This is a genomic window from Nocardia carnea (assembly GCF_029868855.1).
GTDB classification, from domain to species: Bacteria; Actinomycetota; Actinomycetes; order Mycobacteriales; family Mycobacteriaceae; genus Nocardia; species Nocardia carnea_A.
Window position 1 is genome coordinate 47,223 of the sequence record NZ_JARWOV010000271.1, and the last position, 20,392, is coordinate 67,614.

The window sequence follows — 20,392 nt, forward strand, 5'->3', positions numbered from 1 at the left end:
GGTGTCCGCAGACCAGGATCCCGGGGCACCGCCGCCCGTACGCGAGCCCGTCCGGCTGCGGGCACTGGGTTTCGGCGTTGCGGCCGTGGTAGGCGTGGCGGTCGTCGTGGCGCTCGGTATCGCGACTCCGCCCGCCCCGGATGGGGTCTCCACCGATCGGCTCGGCCCCGAAACCGGGGAACCGATCGCCGAATACCTCGACCGGGCACGGGATTCGCTGACCGGCACCGACGACGGTGACCGCTGGGCGCTGGTGTCGTTCGCCGACTACAGTGCCGCCACCGCTCTCCCTGACCTGTCGGGCGGTGTGCGGGTGAGCCAGGCGCTGTATCAGGTGCCACTGCCCCGGGTAGCCACCCCGCTCGTAGCGGTCCAGGTTCCCGGCAGTACGGCCGCGTCGACGCGGTCCGGTACGGACGCGGCCTGGCAACTGGCCGACCGCCGCCGCTATACCGCCGACGGCACCCGCGGTGCCCGCGTCCTGGATGTTTCCATCGCCCGGCTGGGCGCCGGCTGCGCCTGCTCGCCCGGGCTGGTCGTCCGTGCGCCGCTGCCCCGGCTACGTGAACTGGCGAGCCGGCCCGGTATCCGCGCGGTCGAGGCCCTCCCGGCCGATGCCGTCGCCGAACGGTTCGCGGTGGCACCCCTGTTACCCGATACCGCAGATCCGGTCGCGCCTCGTCCCGACGACGGCCCCGTCCCGGCGGGCTGATTCAGAATTCCAGGTTCACCACACCGTCGAGGTACCGGCGGCACCGGCCGCTCAACAGCACCCGGTCACCGGCCAATTCGACACCCAGCGTGCCGCCGCGCCGGGACAGCTGCCGCGCGACCAACCGCTGCCGCCCGAGTTCGGCGCTCCACAGGGGCGCGAGCTGCGCATGCGCCGAACCGGTCACCGGGTCTTCCGGTACGCCGACACCGGGTGCGAAGAACCGCGATACGAAGTCCACCTCGTCCCCCGGCGCGGTCACGATCACCCCGCGCGGAAGCGGCGGGAACGCGCTCAGTGCCGGCGCCAGGTCCCGGACCTGCCGCTCGGAATCCAGCACGAGCACCACGTCGGTTCCCGCGAAGGCCCGCACCGGCTCCACGCCGAGCGCGGCCACCAGCGCCGGATCGGGGTCGGCCGGCGATGAGGCGACGGCCGGCAGATCCAGGATGTAGACATCGTCGTCGGTACGGTCCACCCGCAACCAGCCGCTCCGGGTGAAGAACCCGACACGGTCCACGCCGGGCGCGACATCGGTGAGGATCTGCGAAGCGCTGGCCAGTGTCGCGTGGCCGCACATCGCGACCTCGGTCACCGGGGTGAACCAGCGCAGGTGATAGGCGGGCCCGTCCACGGGGGGCGCGCCGGCCTCCGGAGGCAGCCGGGAGGTGTAGAACGCGGTCTCCGCGAGGTTGTTCTCCTCGGCCAGCTGTTGCAGCACGCTGTCGGGTAACCAATCCGGTAACGGCATGACCGCGGCCGGATTCCCGGAGAACGGTGCGTCGGCGAACGCGTCGATCTGGTGCAGCAGAACCTCCATGCCATGAAGGTACTCCAGCTGTGAATAATCGCCCTGCACAAGCCATCTGGTTCATTATGGACACCGATCACGCCCCGCTCAGGCGACGGATCGCCGGTCAGGACGGGGTGTCGCGAGCACCCCCCGCATCGGCGCCACGAGTTCGGCGGGACGGCCCTCGGCCGCAGGAGGCCGCGCGGACCATTTCCCGGCCGGAAACCGTCGGACCCGCGGCCCGAACCGCACACCGACGAACTCGGGGGATATTCGGCGTAGGGCCGAAAAACCGAAGCCCCCGGTGGTCAGGCGCCGGTTCGCGGCGTGCGCCACATCGGCCACAGATCCGGCCCGTCCGGGACGGTGATCGTGCCGGTCACCTCGAATCCGAACCGTTCGTAGTAGCCGATATTCGCCTGCTTACTCGATTCCAGGTAGGCCGGTATGCCCTCGCGGTCGCATTGCTCGAGCCGCCTGTCGATCAGGGCCCGCCCGTATCCGCCGCCGCGTTGTGCGGGGTCGGTGCCGATGGTCGCGAGATACCAGTGCGGTTCCGCCGGGTGGGCGGCGGTCATGAGGTCGACCAGTTGTTTGCCGGCCCGCATCCGGCTGCCGAGCGCCCGCATCATCTGCGGGAGCATCCGTAACTCGGTCCGCGGCGGTGTTTTCCACCCGCCGGGTGGATCCCACAGTGCGGCACCGGCGATCTGTCCCGCCGGGTCCACGGCGATATCCACACCGCCGGAAGGGAAATGCTGATGCCGGGTCTGGGCGTCGAACAATCGCACCAGGCCTTTCGCGCGCCGCCGCGGGTCGGGCAGCATCCACTCCATCACCGGGTCGTCCTGGAAGGCGGCGGCCAGTGTGCGCGCCAACGCAACGATTTCGTCGCGGCGGGCCGGACGGATATCCAACTCGGTCGGCATCTGCAGTGTCCTATCTCTTGTCGAGGAGTTGCCTGCCCCGCGCCGGCCGAACACTTCCGGCCCCGCCCGGAGCCGAGACCGGGCGCCGGCGCTCGGAGATGCTGTGACAGTAACCCGGTGCAGGGACAAGCTGCGGTCCGCAGCGCACGAAGCCGGCGCCGACTCAGGATTCGCCCGGCGCCGCGGGAACCAGTTTGTGCGATTCACCGCGGAGCGTCGCGCTCACCCACCAGGCCACTTCCACCAGGACGATGCCGACGGCGCCGCAGATGAGGGCGGCGGTGGTGAGGCCGATGTTCGACGGATCGAGTGCGAAGAACTCCCGGGTGAACGGCACCGTGAACAGCACCAGGTACGCGACCACCGAGACGACCAGCAGCACGATCTTCCACCAGGTGTACGGCCGGGCGACGATCGCCAGGACCCAGACCGCGATCATGATCAGCGTGATCAGTGCGGTGGTACCCGCCTGCATCTTCTGTTCTTCGCTGGCCTCGGGTCCGGCGTAGGCGATGAGATAGGCGATAAAGGTTGCCGTGCCGATCACCACACCCGACGGGATCGCCAGCCGCATCACCCGGCCGACGAAACCGGACCGGGCGCGTTCGTTGTTCGGCGCCAGCGACAGGATGAATGCGGGGATACCGATGGTGAACCAGGCCGCGATCGTCACATGCCGGGGCAGGAACGGGTAGCCGATCGGCTCGTAACCGAAGATCTGCGAGCCCACCCCCGCCGCGCCCACCAGGAAGGCCAGCAGGACCGAGTACACGGTTTTGGTGAGGAACAGATTCGAGACCCGTTCGATATTGCCGATCACCCGCCGGCCTTCCCCCACCACGTACGGGAGGGTGGCGAATTTGTTGTCCAGCAACACGATCTGGGCGACGGCCCGGGTCGCCGGACTCCCCGCGCCCATGGCGACACCGATATCGGCATCCTTCAGCGCCAGCACATCGTTCACCCCGTCGCCGGTCATCGCCACGGTGTGCCCGCGGGACTGCAAGGCGCCCACCATGGCCCGCTTCTGGTCGGGTCGCACGCGGCCGAAGGTGGTCTTTTCCTCCAACACCCCGGCCAGTTCGTCCCGGTCCTCGGGCAGGGTGCGCGCGTCGACGGCGTGGTCGCCGCCGGGCAGGTCGAGCGAGGCGGCGACGGCGCCGACGGAGACGGCGTTGTCGCCGGAGATGACCTTGATGGAAACGTCCTGGCTCGCGAAATAGTCCAGGGTGTCGCGGGCATCGGGCCGGACCTTCTGCTCCAGCACCACCAGTGCGACGGGAGTGATCGTGCCGGGCGCACCGGAGGCGTCCACGGCCCGGTCTCCGCGGGCGAGCAGCAGCACGCGCAGGCCGGTGGCACCCAGTTCCTCGGCGGCGCGGGCATCGGCCGAACCCGCGTCCAGCAGCACATCGGGCGCTCCGAGCAACCAGTCCCCGTGCTCACCGTAGGAGAAACCGCTCCATTTCTTCGCCGACGAGAACGGCGCCACCGCGGTGTATTTCCAGCCGGGAGCATCCGGCAGCGCCTCCGCGATCGCCTGCACGCTGGCATTCGGCCGCGGATCGTCGGCCGCCATCGCCGCCAGCGCCTGCCGTGCGGCGGCTTCCGCGCCCGCGCTGTCGTCGAGCATGCGGAGTTCGGCCAGTCGCATACCGTTCTCGGTCAATGTGCCGGTCTTGTCCGCGCACACCACATCCACTCGCGCCAGGCCCTCGATCGCGGGCAACTCCTGCACCAGGCATTTACGCTGCCCCAGCCGCACCACTCCGACGGCGAACGCGATCGAGGTCATCAGCACCAAGCCCTCCGGCACCATCGGCACCAGCGCCGCCACCATCCCGGTGACCGCGGGCCGCCAGGATTCCCCGCTGGACACCAGCTGGTTGTAGATGCTCAGCGCGCCGGCCGGGATGAGCAGGTAGGTGATGACCTTGAGGATCGTGTCGATCCCGTTGCGCAGCTCCGAATTCACCAGGGTGAACTTGCTGGCCTCCTCCGCCAGCTTCGCCGCGTAGGCGTCCTTACCGACCTTGGTGGCGCGGTAGGCGCCCGAACCGGACACCACGTAGCTGCCCGAGAGCACCTGTGCGCCCACCTCTTTGGACACATCGTCGGATTCACCGGTGAGCAGTGATTCGTCGACCTCGAGCAGTTCGGCCTCGGCGACCATACCGTCGACCACGATCTGGTCACCCGGACCGAGTTCGATGAGATCGTCGAGCACCACATCCTTGGGCGCGATCTGTTCGGCGCGGCCGTCGCGACGCACGGTAGGCCGGGCCTGGCCCACGATCGCCAGCCGGTCCAGTGTCCGTTTGGCCCGGATCTCCTGGATGATGCCGACCGCGCTGTTGGCCACGATCAGCAGCCCGAACATGCCGTCGATCACCGAACCGGTGGCCATGACCAGGACGAACAGCACGCCCAGAATCGCGTTGATCCGGGTGAACACATTCGCCCGGACGATATCGCGGACCGAACGGCTGGCCCGGTCCGGTACATCGTTGGTGAGCCCGTCCCGGCGCCGCCGGTCCACCTCCGCGGCGGTGAGCCCGGGCGACCCGACAGCCTCCACAGTTGTCGACATGACGGTCAGCGTAACCAGCGCGGCGGCCGGCGGCTCACCAGGCGACGTTGATCGGGCCGGGTGTCCAGGTGCCCGGGTGATCCTCCTGGGTGACCCGCGGACGCGCGGGTACCGCATCCGGATCCCGCGGCAGGAACTGCTGCAGCTGGCCCCAATCGCGGTCCCAGTCGTGGTTCAGGTAGGTCGGCAGGGTGCGGGCGTGCAGCAGCAGTTCGGTCCAGCCGAGCGGGCCGCCACCGTCGTGGTTCTGCCACAGGTTGGTGTCGTGGGCGCCGACCCGGTCCGGCAGGATGCGGTACTTCGGCACCTCGGCGATACCGATGCGGTGGTCGAACGGCCGCTGGCACGGGAACTGCAGCCCGACAGCCCAGTCGAGCAGCACCGGATCGGTCGACCCGACCACGGTGTTCAGGTCCTGGGTCTGCGGTATCCGGGGCGGGGTGAAGGCGAGCCACTGGCGCGGATCGCGGTCCCGGTCGTGGGCGACGATGCGCACGGTGTCGGCGTCGGTGTACGACTCCAGCGGCACCCGCAGGTTACGCCAGGACGGCGCGGGACCGATATCGATCGGATTCACCCGCCGCAGTGCGACCGGTTCGGTGGCCGAGGCGCCGGGGGCGGTGGTCGACCCGAATTCGAGTTCGAACGACTGTCCGTGCGTGACGACCCCGTCGGCGTCGCGCGACCAGATCCGCCCGGCGGCACTCACCGCGAGGATATCGGCACGTTCGGCGACGGGTGGCAGCCGGAACCAGCCGCTGGTCAGTTCCGCCGGACCGTCGGCCTGGAAACTGCCCAGCACGGGCGTCCGGGGGTCGAGTCCGAACGGCAGGGCGGGACCGGCGGTTTCGGTGGCGACTCCGGTGCCACCGCCCGCATCCCCCATCGAATCGGCGATGGCGGCATCGGCGCCCTGTTCGGCGTCGGCACTCAGATCCGCCGCCACACCGGTCGGTGTGAATCCGGTGCCGTCACCGGCCAGGGTGGCGGCCGGGTCACCGGTCAGCGGGGCGAGCATGCCGCGGTTCGGATCGGTTTCCACCAGGACGTGCGGGGCCAGCCCGCACGCGTTCCCGGCGAGCGCTCCGAAGTTCGAACTCGCCAATGAGAACGCCGGATACTGGCTGACCGCGCCCTTGGCGAACGAGGCGACCTCGAAGAGCACGATGAACGCCGCCGCCACCGTGAGCGGCGGAATCTTCGCGAAGCGCCAGCCCCAGCGGGAGATCCGGTGATGTCCGGTATCGGGTGCCCGCACATGCCACCACGCGGCCAGTGCCAGCAGCAGTATCGCGCCCAGCAGGAAGACTTTGTTGAGGGCGATACCGGCGATCGAGGGCTGTTTGTCCCACCACGGAATGCTGAAGGAGGAGACGTACCACCAGCCGTTGGGCCCGGAGAACACCAGCGCCATCAGGAATGCCACCCCGGCCGCGAACAAGGCCCGGTTACGCGGCCCGCGCATGACCCGCGGCCCGACCGCCACCGCGGTGAGCACCGCGACCGCACCCGCCAGCCCGGCGAAAACCCCGAGATGGTGGGTCCATTTGGTCGGCGTCGTCATCATGAGCACCATGGCGCCGATGGTGACTCCGAGGATCCGGCGCGAGGGCCCCACCGCGGCGGTCGGGATCCGGCCGCCCTTGTGCAGCAGGGTCAGCAGGCAGACCACCAGACCGGCGACCATCACGAAGATCCCGAACCGGCGGGCCAGCGAACCGTCCACCGTGCCCATGAACAGGTACTGATAACGGAGGTATTCGTCGAACCACAGCACATTCGGCCCGGCCAGTTCGTGCACCCGGCGCATTTCCTCCATGGCGCTGAAGGTCTGGTCGGCGAAGGCGACGACCAGCACCAGCACACCCGCGGCAGCGAGCGGGAGCAGCTGCGCGAGCCAACCGACCCGCGGGGCACGCGCCGAAACGATCTTGAACAGCGGGCGTAGCCCCGCGAGCAGCGCGGCGAGACAGATGAGCCCGTGCGGACCCGCCGTACAGCTGAACGCCGCGATCAGAACGGCGACCGCGAACGGCAGCAGCCGGCGGGTCGCGATCCCGCGCTCCACCGAACACCAGGTCAGCAGCACCCCGAGCGCGACCAGCGGCTCCGGCCGCAGACCGTTGTTGTACGGCAACCAGACCGCGAGGAAGACCAGCGCACCGGTCCACGGCACAAACCGGTTGCGGTGCAGGGCGGCCCCGAACCGGGGCACCACCTCCCGGCTGATCACCAACCAGGCCACGACCCCGGCCAGCAAGGTCGGCAGCCGCACCCACGGACTGGCGGTACTCACGTCCGCCATCAGCCCGATGAGGTCGTAGTACGGGGTGCCGATCGGATTCTCCGGAACGCCGAAGTACCGGAAATAGTTCGCCATGTACCCCGCGGCCTGCGAGGCGCGGCCCATCCCGAACTGGTAACCGTCGTCGGATGTGGTGGCACCGATGAAATGCCAGAGCACCAGCGTGCCGAGCACCACGAAATCCACCGGCCGGAAGGTCCACCAGCGGGCGGGCAGGAAGCGGCGGGCGCGGCGGCCGTCGAGATCGTCCAGCCGATGCAGTGCCACCAGCGAGATCACGGTCGCCAGTACGGCCGCCCAGATCGCGATCCGTTTCACCAGGGTCGGGGTGGAGCTGTACCGGCTGTCCACCTCTGCGGTGACGGTGGCACCGGCCGGGTCGGCGAGATCGCTGAACACGCCCACCATCTGCGGCCGGTAATCGCCACCCAGCACCACGGGTTCGTGGCCGGTGAGAGTGGCCACGGATTCGGTCATCCCCGCGCCCACGGTGAGCTCACACCCGGGCGCCAGTTCGGCCACCGGCACGCTGAACAGCGACTGGTTGCGCAGCACCACGTCGAGGACGGCCCCGGATTCGGGTGTGGGCGGGCGAACCCGGGCCAGGAACCCGTACCGCTCGAGATCGGGGGCGCCGTCCGGCGCGGTGGCGGTGAGCACACCGCCGGCGGGCAACTGCTGGATCGCCGCACAGGGCACGGTCGCCTCGAAGCTCAACGGCGCATAAGCGACCAGCGGCGCTTCGATCGATGCGGCGGAATCGGCCTGCGGCCAGGACAGTGTCGCGGCGTCCACCCGTACCGGCAGGAACGGGACCGCTACCGCGAGCAGCGCCCCGATCAGTGCCGACACCAGGGCCACCGGCCGTGCCCAGCCGCCCCTCATTCGGGGTCGCGGACTATCGGAGATCTCTGCCGGCTCGGGCGCCGCCACCACCATCGTGTCAGCCACGGAGCGCCATCCTAACGGTCTCGTTCACGGCAGGCTCATCCACAGATGCCCGCGATACGCGCACCGGCGGCGGTGTACACCGGCGCACGGCCGGGACCAGCGAGTCCGCTGCCGGTCGGCCGCCGCGAGGGTCTGCGCAGCACTCTCCCCGGTCGAACGTGCGGTACCGGGAACGGTCCACCGGAAAACAGAATCGGCCGGTCCGCACAGCACGAACCGGCCGATTGTGGTGCCGCTGTCTCAGGCCACGCAGGCAGGCGACTGGATCTGCGCGTTGGCGAGCATGGTGCAGGTCCACTGCTGCTGGACCTTCCACACCCCGTCCTCGGCCACGAACGGGACATCCGCCACACTGGTCTGGCCGTTCAGGGTGAGATTGGCCTTGGCCTGGATCTCGGTACCGAAATCCTGTACCTCGGTGACCTCGATGGTCGCACCCGACTGGGAGTAGAACTGGCTCAGCTTCGACGGCAGCTCCGGATCCGCTTCGGCGCCCTGCACCATCTGCAGCTTTTCCTCGTTCGGAACGTTCGGGTCGAGCGCGCGCTGGAGCTGGGTGTTCAGATCGGCCGGGGTCGGGACGGGCGGCGTATCGGACTCCGCCTCCGTGGTCTCGGCCGCGGCCGTGGTGCTCGTCGCCGCTGCCGTGTCCGAGTCGGAATCATCGCTACCACACGCCGTCAGGGTCAGCGCGGCCACGGCGGCCAGGCCGGCGATCGCGATACGTCCGGTTTTGCGAAGCTTCAACTGCTCGTCCTTTGCGTTCGGGGGTTCGGTGTCGTGCGCTGCGGCAGCCCCACCGGACCGGCGACGCTGCCCGGCACCAACCTACCCGGCGGGGTTCAGGACAGGCTGCCGAGCGGGTCCGCAGGGCGCAACTCGGTGTTGTCGGCAGCGAAAGTACGCGCGATCCCGGGCCCTGTCGAGCGGGACTCGAACCGCACGGTGACCCGCCCGTGGCCCGATCCCTGAACCCATCCGAACCCGAACTCTGGATGCACGACGTCCGATCCGGCTCGCCAGTCCACGACCCCACCAGCGGTTACGCCCGAATCCGCCGCCGCGCCGACGGTTTCGGTGGCACCGGCGCGCGCCGCGCCGACCGGCCCGGCCGAGGCACCGGAAGACGGCTTGCCCACGGTAGATCTCACCGAATCCACAGAGCTCTCTTGCTCTGGTGCCACAAACTCGGGCGCGGCCACCTGCTGCTCTTCACCGACCGCCGGGCGTACAACCGATGGCACCGCGGTGAAACCCCGCCCAACCGGTCCACTCGTATCCCCGTCCGGTGACCCGCTCGCGAGATCGCGCGGCGGCGCGGCCGTGTCGCCGTGGCCGTCGCCATCCGCACCGGAGCCCGTGGGATCCGGTCCCAACCGGTCCAATTCGGGAAACAGGGATTCCTGCCGGATCATCGACAAACCCGCGTACCCGACCCCCACCAGCCGCACGGGCCCCAGTTCTTGCGGGTCCACCGCCGCCCGCTGGGCCGCGGCGGTGAGCGTGGCCAGATCCTCGGTCGCGTAGGGCAGGGTGGTGGACCGCGTGGTGATGCTCATATCGGCGCGTTTGAGTTTCAGCACCACGGTGCGCGCGGCCCGCCCGTCGCGCACCAGCCGCCGGTATGCGGCCGCGGCCATCTCGGTGATCGCCGGCCGCAGCCGTTCCAGCGTGACGATATCTGTCTCGTAAGTGGTTTCGGCACTGATCTGTTTCGCCTCTGCGCGCTCGGCGACCGGCCGATCATCGATACCGCGGGCCAGCCGGTGCAGCGCGGCGCCGATACTTCCGCCCAGGATCGATACGGCCTCCACCTCGGGCAGGGCCGCGAACGCCCCGACCGTTTCGATCCCCAGGGACCGCAACCGGCTCTCCGCCACCGGCCCGATCCCCCAGAGTTTGCGCACCGGCAACCCGGCCAGCAGCTCCTGCTGCTCCCCGGGCGCGATCACCCTTATCCCATCCGGTTTGGCCATCCCGGAAGCAATCTTGGCGAGCTGTTTGCCCGTACCCGCACCCACCGAAGCCACCAGCCCGGTACTTTCCCGTACCGCCGCCCGTAGCTCCGCGCAGAAATCCACCACCGCGGACACACTCGCACCCGCCAGTTCCGCGGGTTCACCGAACGCCTCGTCGAACGACAGCGTTTCCAGCACCGGAATCCGCGCCCGCAAGGTATCGAACACCCGCCCGCTCAGCACGCCGTACAACGCCCCGCGCGGCGGCACCACCACCGCCGTCACCCCGACCAGCCGCCGCGCCTGATGCATGGGCATGGCCGACCGCGCCCCGAACACCCGCGCTTCGTAACTGGCCCCCGCCACCACCCCGCGCGCCCCGGTCCCCCCGACCAGCACCGGCCGGCCCCGCAATGTCGGCCGGGTGAGCTGCTCACAGGAGGCGAAGAACGCATCCATATCGATGTGCAGCACCCAGCGCCGCGCCATTTCCCGGGCGAACGCGTGCCGAGCTGCTCCGGAATCCGGTTCGGAGCGGTCGCCACTCACCACCGGGCAGTCCGCCGCACCTGGTTCCGCATCACTCGCACCGCTGGTCACGACCCTGTTGGTACATACCGCGCAATCTACGCGCGCGCACCGACAGCCGGCTGGGCACCGGTCGGCGAACGCTGCACATCGCGCCGTGCCCCGGCGAACGAACGAAGAATCGGAACGGCGCCGGGTCGGCGCCGGTCGGTCACCACTCGACGGTTCGCGGGCTCGGGACGCGACACAGCACCGTGGTCACGAAGCCTGCCGCACCGGGCAAGCGGCTGCGAGCTCATGCCGGCACTGTTCGTCTGCGCACTTCCGGTGAGCGGGCTCCCCCCGGCATCTGTTGTCCGTCCGGGGGACGCGGCAGCCACGCCGCCGTTGGAGGGCGCGAGACAGGCCCTAACCGAACCCGTGGAGCAATCCCGGCCTCGGTGCCGCCGCCGGCACCCGCCCGAACCGGCCCGGCCGAACCTTCGAACTTCTTCGTCGGACGCTTGTCTCCGGGCGCGGCCGATCCGATCCCGGCCGGTTGCCGGATACCTTTCGAACTCGGTGTCACGCCGCCGGTGGAGCACTCGGGTGATCGGGCTGCGCCACACACCGCTGGACCCTTGCGCACCCGACCGGCCGGCCCTGGACGCGGGTAGCTGCCCGGGGCGCACCCATATCGGGCGAACATCACCGTACTTCGCCGAATTCGGCCCCACGGACGGGCACCGCAGGTCCGTGCCGGGTCGGCGCGGCGCCTGCTCTGCCGGCTCCCCGCCGTGCCTGCCGATTCGGCCCGGCGTCGCCGAGGGCGCGTCCGGCAAGGTCACGCGGCGTGTTCCCCAGCGGAAACGCGCAACCTTGGGGCCGCAACCCACGCGCATCCCGGGAGAGCCATAAACTCGGCCCATGATGATCCGCAAGGCTGTCATTCCCGCTGCCGGTATCGGCTCCCGGCTGCTGCCGCTGACGAAGGCTATCCCCAAGGAGATGCTGCCGGTCGGCGACAAGCCGGTGATCGAACATACGGTGCGCGAGCTGGTGGCTTCCGGTATCACCGATATCACCATCGTGGTGAGTGGCGGAAAATCGCTGATCCAGGATCATTTCCGGCCCAACCCGGCGCTGGTCGCCCAGTTGCGCGCCGACGGTAAGACCGCCTACGCCGACGCTGTGGAAGAGGTCGGGGAACTGTCCCGGCTCGGGCATATCACCTACCTGGACCAGCACGGCCCGTACGGTAACGGCACCCCGGTCCTGAACGCGGCCCGCGCCGCCGGTGACGAGCCGATGCTGGTGCTGTGGCCCGACGATGTGTTCGTGGCCGAGGTCCCACGGGCGCAGCAGCTCATTCGCGCCTACGAGGCCACGGGATGTCCCGTGCTGGCGTTGATGCCGATGAACCCGAACGAATCCCAGCGCTACGGCGTCCCGGTGGTGCGTGAGGATCTGGACGACGGGCTGTTGCGGATCTCCGGTCTGGTGGAGAAGCCCAAACCGGCCGACGCGCCGTCGGCCTATGCCGCGATCGGCGGCTATGTCGTCACGCCCGGCATCATCGACGAGCTGCGCACCCAGACCGAGAACTGGTACACCCATCGCACCGGTGAGGTGTACCTGACCGATTCGATCAACGCCTACGCCGCCAACCACGCGGTGTACGGGCAGGTCATCCAGGGCCGCTGGTACGACACCGGCAATCCCGGCGACTACCTCGTCGCGCAGTTCGCCTCCGCGCTGGCCCATCCCGATTACGGCCCGCTGCTGCGGCGCCAGGTGGAGTGAGCGGGTCCGGTCTCAGAACCGCCGGATACTGTGCACGTAGAAGTGTTCGAGCGGAGTGAGCCCCACCGGGACACCGGCGCCGTAGGCATTGAGAACCTGCCCGGATCCGGCGTAGATACCGACATGGGACGCATCGCGGTTGATGATCACCACGTCACCGGGGGCCAGCGCGTAGGGCGGTACCGCCGCGCCGACCTCCGCCTGTTCCCAGGTGGTGCGCGGTAGCGCCACCCCGACCTGGCGGAATGCCCACTGCACCAGCGCCGAGCAGTCCCAGGTATCCGGTCCGGTGGCACCCCACTCGTACATCTTCCCGGTCTGCGTGCCGGCGGCCGCGAGGGCGCCGAGGCCGGCGAGGGTCGATACCGGGAGCCCGGCCGATCCACTGGCACTCAGGGAACTCGAGCCGGAGGCCGACCCGCTCGCGCTGCCGGAGGGTTGTGCCCAACCCGGTGCGGCCGCCGTCGCGGTGACGGCCGTGGTGAGAAGTAAGCCGGCGATACCTCGCCGCAGTGCGATTCCGATCACGTGCCCACCCTTCTGCCGGTCGATGCACGAGACACCGTGCGGCGTCCCGGTTTTCTCGCGGCATCCGCCGAGCGGGTGGCTACCGCGGACCATTGGAGCTACGCCGGAGCGAATCAGCTCCGGCGCAACTCCACTCAGGTAGAACCGAACGAAATGATCACCGTTCCCGCTGCTCCCGACGGAACGGTCGCAGCGGTATCGCGATGATTGTGCCCGGCAGAAGGGCAATCACCAAGCACCCCGGCAAACTTCTAGCATGTGATCTAAATCACAAAAATGTTTATTGCGTTTGCGTCAGGATGTCATTCAGGGTCTTCAGGACCGCGTCTTTCGTCGCCGACGGCGACTCCACGTAGACCCCCACCTGCCAGACCGGTTCACCGCCCGCCTCGGCGGCGACGTACCGGCTGAGATCGATGGTGTACTTGCCCTTGTCATTCGTGGGCGTCTCGACATACGAGGTGTTGGGGTCGAACTGCTTCGCCGCGCCTTCCTTGTCGAACCAGTCGGTGTCGAACTGGGTCCGGGTCGCGGCATCGCAGGTGACCGGGCATTTGCGCAGTATCAGATTCACTCGCTGACCTGCCGAGGAATTCCCCTCGTCGACACATCCCCACGCCTGGGCGTCCGGGATGGTGTCGATCGAGCCCTTCAGGCAGCCCCATGAGCCCGGTGTCCGGAACGCGAAGGGCCAATCCTTGAAGGCCATGGTGTAGGTGTCCTCACCATCACCGAAAGTGGGACCTGACAGTACGACCGGAGACAGACCCTCCTTCAAGGCCGGCGCGCCTTCCGCCGGTGGGGCCGCACTCGTGGTCGTCGTGGTGGCCGAAGTCGTTGTCGTACCGGTCGTTTCCGTGGTGGTGCCAGTCGCCGCGGCGGTGTTCTCCTCCGATCCCCCCGACCGTAGGATCACCATTCCGGCCACACCGGCCAGCACCAGAACCACCACCACGGCCAATACCGCGATCAGGGTGGCATTGTTGTTCCGCGGCGGGCCTCCCTGCCCACCGGAGCCGAGCGGCGGCACCTCCCATGCGCCCGACTGCGGAACAGGTTGCGGGACCTGCCCCGCGGTCTGCCCCCACTGCACCCCCGGCTGACCGCCCTGGGATCGATAACCCTGTTGCCACTGCCCCGAGGGGGAGTCCTTCTGTTGTTGCCCTTCGGGTGCGTGCTGCCACCACTCGTCGGGATTGTCCGAAGCCATAGGTGCATACCCTAGTGCGCCACTTCATCTCGGTCATGGCCATAACCTCGCGGGCACCGACGGCTCCGGCACACGGGGCGTCGATGTTCGGCAGCCAGGGCGGTGATCTCCGGATGACCCGGCTCCGGCTTGTCCTGATCCGGTGCGGCCGGGTGGACCGGCGGTGTGCGGTGGTGTTGTCGCACACCGCCGATCACCGGGAACAGTCCCGGATCCGGCGCGGGCCGGCCTAGCGGCTCGCCTTCGCGATCCGGGCCCGTGACCCCCCGGTGAGCTCGGCGCCGTCCGAGCCGACCGGGCCGAACTCCAGCTCTACAGCGAGAATCTCACCGGCGATGAGATCCCGATGGGTTCGCGCCCATTCCTGCCGGTCCGCCGGTACCTCGAGCGTCGCGGTGATCCGGTCGGAGACGTCCAAGCCCAGGGATTTCCGGGTTTCCTGCAGGTCGCGGATGATATCGCGAGCCCAGCCCTCGGCTTCCAGTTCCTCGGTGACCACCGAATCGAGCACCACCAGGCCGGCATTACCGGGCAGTGCCGCAGTGGATTCCGGTTCGGCGGCCACGAGCCGCTGCGTGTATTCCTCGGGCAGCAACTCGATTCCGGCCGCGGTGACCACACCGCCGGCGCTTTCCGTCCATTCGCCGGCCTTGACCGCCTTGATCACCTGCTGCACCTCACGACCCAGCCGCGGGCCCGCGGCTCGGGCGTTGACGGCCAGTTCGAATCGGCCGTGCGCGGCGACATCGGTGGTCAGATCGACCTTCTTGACGTTCACCTCGTCGGCGATGATATCGGCGTAGGGCGCCAGCCGATCGGCATCGGCGGCGGCGATGGTCACCTCCGCCAGCGGCAACCGGACCCGCAGCTGCTGCGCCTTGCGCAGGCTCAGCACGGTCGAGCACACGGTGCGCGCCTCATCCATCGCCGCGACCAGTTCCGGGTCGGCGGGTAGCGTTCCGGCGGCCGGCCAATCGGCCAGATGTACCGAACGACCGCCGGTGAGACCGCGCCAGATCACCTCGGTCACCAACGGCAGCAGCGGTGCCGCCAGCCGCGTCGCGACCTCCAGCACAGTGTGCAGGGTATCGACCGCGTCCCGGTCCTCGGCCCAGAAGCGCGAACGCGAACGGCGCACATACCAGTTGGTGAGCGCGTCGGCGAAGGTACGCAACTCCTCACAGGCACCGGCGATATCGAATTCCGTCAGCGCCGCGGTCATCACGTCCCGGGTCTGTGCCAGCTTGGCCAGGATGTAGCGGTCCAGCACATTCGCCGAATCGGTACGCCAGGTCCCGGTTTCGGGGGCGTACAGCTGCAGGAAGGTCCAGGCGTTCCACAGCGGCCGCAGCGCATGACCCGCGCCCTCCCGGATACCGCGTTCGGTGACGATGAGGTTTCCACCGCGCAGTACCGGCGAACTCATCAGGAACCACCGCATGGCATCGGAGCCGTCGCGCTCGAACACCTCGTTGACGTCCGGGTAGTTGCCCTTGGACTTGCTCATCTTCAGGCCGTCTTCACCCAGCACGATGCCGTGCGCGACCACGTTGGAGAACGCGGGGCTGTCGAACAGCGCGGTGGCCAGCACATGCAGGGTGTAGAACCAGCCGCGGGTCTGCCCGTTGTACTCGACGATGAAATCGCCCGGGAAATGTGAGTCGAACCAGTCCTTGTTCTCGAACGGGTAGTGCACCTGGGCGAAGGGCATGGAACCCGATTCGAACCAGCAGTCCAGCACCTCCGGCACCCGGCGCATGGTGGAGCGCCCCGTCGGATCGTCGGGGTTCGGCCGGGTCAGCTCGTCGATCATCGGCCGGTGCAGATCCGTGGGCCGGACCCCGAAATCGCGTTCCAGTTCGTCGAGCGAACCGTAGACGTCGACTCGGGGATACGCGGGATCGTCGGAGATCCACACCGGGATCGGGCTGCCCCAGTAGCGGTTACGACTGATGTTCCAGTCCCGGGCGCCTTCGAGCCACTTGCCGAACTGACCGTCGCGGATATGTTCGGGCACCCAGTTGACCTGCTTGTTCAGCTCCACCATCCGATCGCGGAACTCGGTCACCGCCACGAACCAGGACGGCACCGCCATGTAGATCAGCGGCTGCCCCGACCGCCAGCTGTGCGGATACGAGTGCTCGATGGTCTCGTGCCGCAGCAGTTTCCCGGCGGCCTTGAGGTCCTTGATGATCACCGGGTTCGCGTCGAAGACCATCAGCCCCTCGTACGGGGGCACCATCGAGGTGAACTTGCCACCCGGGTCGAGCGGCTGCACCAGTTCGATCCCGTTGGCGCGGCACACCTCCATATCCTCTTCACCGAACGCGGGCGCCAGGTGCACCAGGCCGGTGCCGGAGTCGGTGGCGACATAGTCGGCCGAGAGCACCCGGTGCGCCCGGGGATGGCCGGCGAAGAAGTCGAACGGCGGCCGATACCCGAGGCCCACCAGCGCGGCGCCGTCGTACTCGCCGAGTACTGCCGGTTCCTCACCGAGTTCACGGGCATAGTGGCCGAGCCGTTCGGCAGCCAGCAGGTACCGCTTACCGTCGACACCACGGACCTGCACGTAGCGCACATCCGGATGCACCGCGATCGCCAGGTTGGACGGCAGGGTCCACGGGGTGGTGGTCCAGATCAACGCCGCCGCGCCGTCGAGGTCGGCCAGCGGATGCTCGGCCGGTACCCGCAGCACCATATCCACGGTGACCGCCGGATCCTGGCGCATCTTGTAGGCGTCGTCGAGCCGGGTCTCCTGGTTGGACAGCGGCGTCTGCTCGTACCAGCTGTAGGGCAGCACCCGGAAGCCCTGGTAGACGAGGCCCTTCTCGTACAACGATTTGAATGCCCACATCACCGACTCCATGAAGTCGAGATCGAGGGTTTTGTAATCGTTGTCGAAGTCCACCCAGCGGGCCTGTCGGGTCACATAGTCGCGCCATTCTCCGGTATAGCGGAGTACCGAACTCTTGCACGCCGCATTGAATTCCGCGAGACCCATCGAGTCGATCTGTGATTTGTCCGTGATACCGAGCTGCTTCTCCGCTTCTATTTCCGCGGGCAGTCCGTGGCAGTCCCAGCCGAATCGCCGATCGACCCGTTTCCCGAGCATGGTCTGAAAACGTGGGATGACATCTTTGACGTATCCGGTCAGCAAATGACCGTAATGCGGCAGACCGTTGGCAAACGGCGGGCCATCGTAGAAGACGAACTCGCCGGCGCCGGCCGGGCCGGTCTCGTCCGGCCCGGGGGCGCGGTTGTCTATGCTGGCGCGGAACGTTCCGTCGGCGGCCCATGCGTCCAGGACGGCCCGTTCCAACTCGGGGAAGGTCACGCCCGACCCGCCGCCGAGATCGACGCGCGGATATGCACTGCTGCTGGAATTCTCGTCCGCCATCGCGGATTCACATCTCCTCGTGCCCGGCGCCGCAGCGCTCTCGTATCCGGCACGGGGACGACGACCGGCGCATTCGGTGCTCCGGTACCGCGGTACCACCCCGCTTGCCCACCTGCCCGGCAGGGCGGGCGGACCACTTCGTTTCCAGCTGTGACGGGCTGACCCCGTTCGGTTCTACTGAGCGGGTACGGCAGCACGGAGCCGCTTCACCTCGCCGTTCTTCCGAAAGCTCCCCGGTGATGGCCGGATCGTCGCCTGTCAGGTTTGATTCTAACCGTGACGGTCAACTACTTATAAGGCCCGCCCCGCCGCACACCACGGAAGGACAGTTCGGTTCTCGTTCGTAGCAGTCCTCGTCAGCGTTTCGCGTGGTGGTCCCGCGGCGGCAATTCTTCCTCGGGTGCGCGCATCGACAGCGCGCTCACCAGCAACACCACAGCACCGAGTCCGCACACCACGATGCAACCCCACGCCCAGACGACCGACCCGGTGGTCAGCGACAGGATCAGCAGCACCAGGCCGATCGCGGCGAGCGCCAGTGTCAAGACAAGCATGTTGACCCCCAGGACAGCAGGCCGGGTGCCCGTTCGCGCCCAGCGGTATCGAGCGCTTACTCGCCCTGGCCGAACGAGGCGGGAGCAAGCTGGTTGGCCCCGGTGTCGAAGGCGTCACCCTCGTCCACCGGTACGGCCGAGCCACGGTTCTCCAGCTCTTCGAGCTGCGATTCCAGATACGATTTCAAGCGCACCCGATACTCGCGTTCGAAGGTTTTCAGGGTCTGGATCCGGCTCTCGAGGACATTGCGCTGCTGGGTGATGGTGCCCATGATCTCGGTATGCTTGCGCTCGGCATCGGCCTGCAGCGCGTCCGCCTTCTCCTTGGCCTGCCGCAGCTGGCTGTCGGACCGGGTCTGCGCATCGGAGAGCATGGCATCGGATTTGTGCCGGGCGTCGGCGACCATCTCTTCGGACCGGGCCCGCGCGTCGTTGACCAGCCGCTCACTGTTGGCGCGCGCGTTGGCCAGCAAATTCTCGGCTTCGGTTTTCGCATCGCTGGTCAGCCGGTCGGCCATCTCCTGCGCCAGGCTCAGCACCTTCGCGGCCTGCATATTGGCGTCGGCGCCGGCATCGGCCGCGGGGGGCGCGGCCGGAACCGCCGGGATGGGGACCGACGGCGGCGCCTGGACCGGCGGTTTCACCGGCTCCGGCGGCGGCGCCTGCTGCACCGGTTTCCCGAGCCCGGCACCGGCCGGACCGCGGCTGCTCTTGGCGTCGGCCAGTTCCGCATCGAGTTCGGCAACCCGCTGGCGAAGATCCGCGTTCTCCTCGATCAGCCGGGAAAGTTCCTGCTCGACCAGATCCAGGAAGGCATCGACTTCGTCCTCGTTGTAGCCGCGTTTCCCGATAGGCGGTTTGCTGAACGCGACGTTGTGCACATCGGCTGGGGTCAGCGGCATGGAAGGATCCCTTCGCGCGTTGTCAGATCTAGCGGCTCTGGCAAGTCTTCTCGGACCATTCTGTCACACCGGAGCTACCGACCCGCCGAGGCCGCTGACGACAGACATCAGGATGAACACCAGGAACAGCAGGACCATAATCGACAAATCCAGTCGAATTCCGCCCAGCGAGACCGGTGGTATCAGCCGTCGCAGCAGCTTCACGGGGGGATCGGTGATCGTGAAGATCACCTCGAGTATCACGACGATCACCCCGGTGGGACGCCAGTCGCGGGCGAAACTACGGATGAACTCGACGATCACCCGGCTGATCAGCAACAGCCAGAAGATGAACAGTACGAAGTACAGCACCGCGAACAAGGCCACGGTCTCACTCTGCCGCAAAATCGGCGCGGTGCAAAATGCCCGCGCCGACTTCGGTCTCGTCCGCCTCACGCCCGCTGCGGGCGCGAGGGCCGCTATTTCTGGTTGTAGAAACCGGTTTCGGCGATCCGGCGCCGTTCCTCGGCCGATACGTCGACATCGGCCGGAGAGAGCAGGAACACCTTGGTGGCGACCTTGTCGAACGAGCCGCGCAGGGCGAACGCCAACCCGGCGGCGAAGTCGACCAGGCGTTTGGCGTCGGCGTTGCTGAGGTCGACCAGGTCCATGATCACCGGGTTGCCCTCCCGGAACCGTTCGCCGATGATCGCCGCTTCGCTGTAGTCACGCGGACGCAGCGTGGTGATCTTGGACAAGGGACCTCCGTCCTCGAAGATCGCGGGACGGCGGGCGGCGGCCGGCTCGGGACGGACCCGTTCGGCCAGCCGTCGCTCCTCGGCATCGGGATCGACTGCCAGCGCTCCCCTGGTCGCGCCACGCAGGGAGGCACCGCCGCCCGGACGATACCGGCCGGAAGCGGCGGCGTCGATCCGGGTGGGGCGACGAGGACCCTCGTAATCGTCGGCGTAGGCGTCGCCCGGGTAGTCGTCCCGCCGGGGCGGCGGGTAGCTGGGCTGATACGAGGACTTGTACGGCGCCTCGCGGTAGTCGGGACCGTCGTAACGGTCCTCGGCGTACCGGTCGTAGTCCGGACGGTCGTCGTAGTCGCGGGGAGCGCGGTCGGGGTAGTCACGGGGGGGGCGGGGGGGGCCCGCCGCCCCCCCCCCCCCCCCCGGGGGGGGGGGGGGGGGGGGGGGGGGGGGGGTGGGAGGGCGGGGGCCCCGCCGACGGAGCGGGGGGGGGGGGGTGGGGGGGGGGAGAAGCGCCCCCCC

General features: G+C 68.5%; 15 protein-coding genes. 2 read left to right on the plus strand and 13 right to left on the minus strand.

Annotation, left to right across the window (positions count from 1 at the left end; translation table 11 throughout):
• Window position 1: 1 nt before the first annotated feature.
• On the plus strand, window positions 2–712 hold the full coding sequence (locus QH195_RS28220) for a hypothetical protein (RefSeq protein WP_280437621.1): 711 nt from the start codon (window positions 2–4) through the stop codon (window positions 710–712).
• Between the two features lies 1 nt (window position 713).
• Here QH195_RS28220 and QH195_RS28225 read toward each other — a convergent pair whose 3' ends face one another.
• The 6 genes from QH195_RS28225 to QH195_RS28250 all read right to left on the minus strand — a co-directional run bounded on the left by QH195_RS28225 (window position 714) and on the right by QH195_RS28250 (window position 10,727).
• Window positions 714–1,532: a PhzF family phenazine biosynthesis protein gene (locus tag QH195_RS28225; RefSeq protein WP_280437622.1), complete on the minus strand. Its 819-nt coding sequence runs from the start codon at window positions 1,530–1,532 to the stop codon at window positions 714–716.
• A 281-nt stretch (window positions 1,533–1,813) separates the two neighbouring features.
• Window positions 1,814–2,434, minus strand: a complete 621-nt coding sequence (locus QH195_RS28230) for a GNAT family N-acetyltransferase (RefSeq protein ID WP_280425507.1) — start codon at window positions 2,432–2,434, stop codon at window positions 1,814–1,816.
• Window positions 2,435–2,597: 163 nt separating this feature from the next.
• Window positions 2,598–5,024 (minus strand): HAD-IC family P-type ATPase, encoded by a 2,427-nt coding sequence (locus QH195_RS28235; RefSeq protein ID WP_280437623.1) that lies wholly within the window; start codon window positions 5,022–5,024, stop codon window positions 2,598–2,600.
• Window positions 5,025–5,058: 34 nt separating this feature from the next.
• Window positions 5,059–8,280: an arabinosyltransferase domain-containing protein gene (locus tag QH195_RS28240; RefSeq protein ID WP_432278362.1), complete on the minus strand. Its 3,222-nt coding sequence runs from the start codon at window positions 8,278–8,280 to the stop codon at window positions 5,059–5,061.
• Between the two features lie 240 nt (window positions 8,281–8,520).
• Window positions 8,521–9,027, minus strand: a complete 507-nt coding sequence (locus tag QH195_RS28245; RefSeq protein ID WP_280421944.1) for a hypothetical protein — start codon at window positions 9,025–9,027, stop codon at window positions 8,521–8,523.
• Between the two features lie 95 nt (window positions 9,028–9,122).
• The gene (locus QH195_RS28250; protein ID WP_280437630.1) at window positions 9,123–10,727 is read right to left on the minus strand and encodes a DNA polymerase IV; all 1,605 of its coding nucleotides are present in this window, start codon (window positions 10,725–10,727) and stop codon (window positions 9,123–9,125) included.
• Between the two features lie 945 nt (window positions 10,728–11,672).
• Here QH195_RS28250 and QH195_RS28255 point away from each other — a divergent pair.
• Window positions 11,673–12,548, plus strand: a complete 876-nt coding sequence (locus QH195_RS28255; protein ID WP_280421943.1) for a UTP--glucose-1-phosphate uridylyltransferase — start codon at window positions 11,673–11,675, stop codon at window positions 12,546–12,548.
• A 12-nt stretch (window positions 12,549–12,560) separates the two neighbouring features.
• Here QH195_RS28255 and QH195_RS28260 read toward each other — a convergent pair whose 3' ends face one another.
• The 7 genes from QH195_RS28260 to QH195_RS28290 form a co-directional block, all read right to left on the minus strand.
• On the minus strand, window positions 12,561–13,076 hold the full coding sequence (locus QH195_RS28260; RefSeq protein WP_432278361.1) for a C40 family peptidase: 516 nt from the start codon (window positions 13,074–13,076) through the stop codon (window positions 12,561–12,563).
• A gap of 280 nt (window positions 13,077–13,356) precedes the next feature.
• A complete protein-coding gene (locus tag QH195_RS28265) occupies window positions 13,357–14,286 on the minus strand; it encodes a hypothetical protein (protein ID WP_280421942.1) in 930 nt (309 codons plus the stop codon).
• A 229-nt stretch (window positions 14,287–14,515) separates the two neighbouring features.
• Window positions 14,516–17,683 (minus strand): isoleucine--tRNA ligase, encoded by a 3,168-nt coding sequence (gene ileS, locus QH195_RS28270; RefSeq protein ID WP_280437624.1) that lies wholly within the window; start codon window positions 17,681–17,683, stop codon window positions 14,516–14,518.
• Between the two features lie 356 nt (window positions 17,684–18,039).
• Window positions 18,040–18,237: a hypothetical protein gene (locus QH195_RS28275; RefSeq protein ID WP_280419659.1), complete on the minus strand. Its 198-nt coding sequence runs from the start codon at window positions 18,235–18,237 to the stop codon at window positions 18,040–18,042.
• Between the two features lie 56 nt (window positions 18,238–18,293).
• Window positions 18,294–19,139, minus strand: coding sequence for a DivIVA-like cell division protein Wag31 (wag31, locus tag QH195_RS28280; RefSeq protein ID WP_280419660.1), 846 nt, complete (start codon window positions 19,137–19,139; stop codon window positions 18,294–18,296).
• A 63-nt stretch (window positions 19,140–19,202) separates the two neighbouring features.
• Window positions 19,203–19,505 carry a YggT family protein gene (locus tag QH195_RS28285; protein ID WP_068038887.1) on the minus strand — a complete coding sequence of 101 codons (303 nt, stop codon included), beginning with the start codon at window positions 19,503–19,505 and terminating at the stop codon, window positions 19,203–19,205.
• Between the two features lie 92 nt (window positions 19,506–19,597).
• The coding region (locus QH195_RS28290) for a cell division protein SepF (RefSeq protein ID WP_280437625.1) at window positions 19,598–20,392 on the minus strand (795 nt) is incomplete at its 5' end.

What these genes read in the sequence shown, in the direction of transcription:
- QH195_RS28225 (WP_280437622.1), bottom strand. Translation starts at nt 1,532, where the DNA reads ATGGAGGTTCTGCTGCACCAGATCGACGCGTTCGCCGACGCACCGTTC.
- QH195_RS28230 (WP_280425507.1), bottom strand. Translation starts at nt 2,434, where the DNA reads ATGCCGACCGAGTTGGATATCCGTCCGGCCCGCCGCGACGAAATCGTT.
- QH195_RS28235 (WP_280437623.1), bottom strand. Translation starts at nt 5,024, where the DNA reads ATGTCGACAACTGTGGAGGCTGTCGGGTCGCCCGGGCTCACCGCCGCG.
- QH195_RS28250 (WP_280437630.1), bottom strand. Translation starts at nt 10,727, where the DNA reads ATGGCGCGGCGCTGGGTGCTGCACATCGATATGGATGCGTTCTTCGCC.
- QH195_RS28255 (WP_280421943.1), top strand. Translation starts at nt 11,673, where the DNA reads ATGATGATCCGCAAGGCTGTCATTCCCGCTGCCGGTATCGGCTCCCGG.
- QH195_RS28265 (WP_280421942.1), bottom strand. Translation starts at nt 14,286, where the DNA reads ATGGCTTCGGACAATCCCGACGAGTGGTGGCAGCACGCACCCGAAGGG.
- ileS (WP_280437624.1), bottom strand. Translation starts at nt 17,683, where the DNA reads ATGGCGGACGAGAATTCCAGCAGCAGTGCATATCCGCGCGTCGATCTC.
- QH195_RS28275 (WP_280419659.1), bottom strand. Translation starts at nt 18,237, where the DNA reads ATGCTTGTCTTGACACTGGCGCTCGCCGCGATCGGCCTGGTGCTGCTG.
- wag31 (WP_280419660.1), bottom strand. Translation starts at nt 19,139, where the DNA reads ATGCCGCTGACCCCAGCCGATGTGCACAACGTCGCGTTCAGCAAACCG.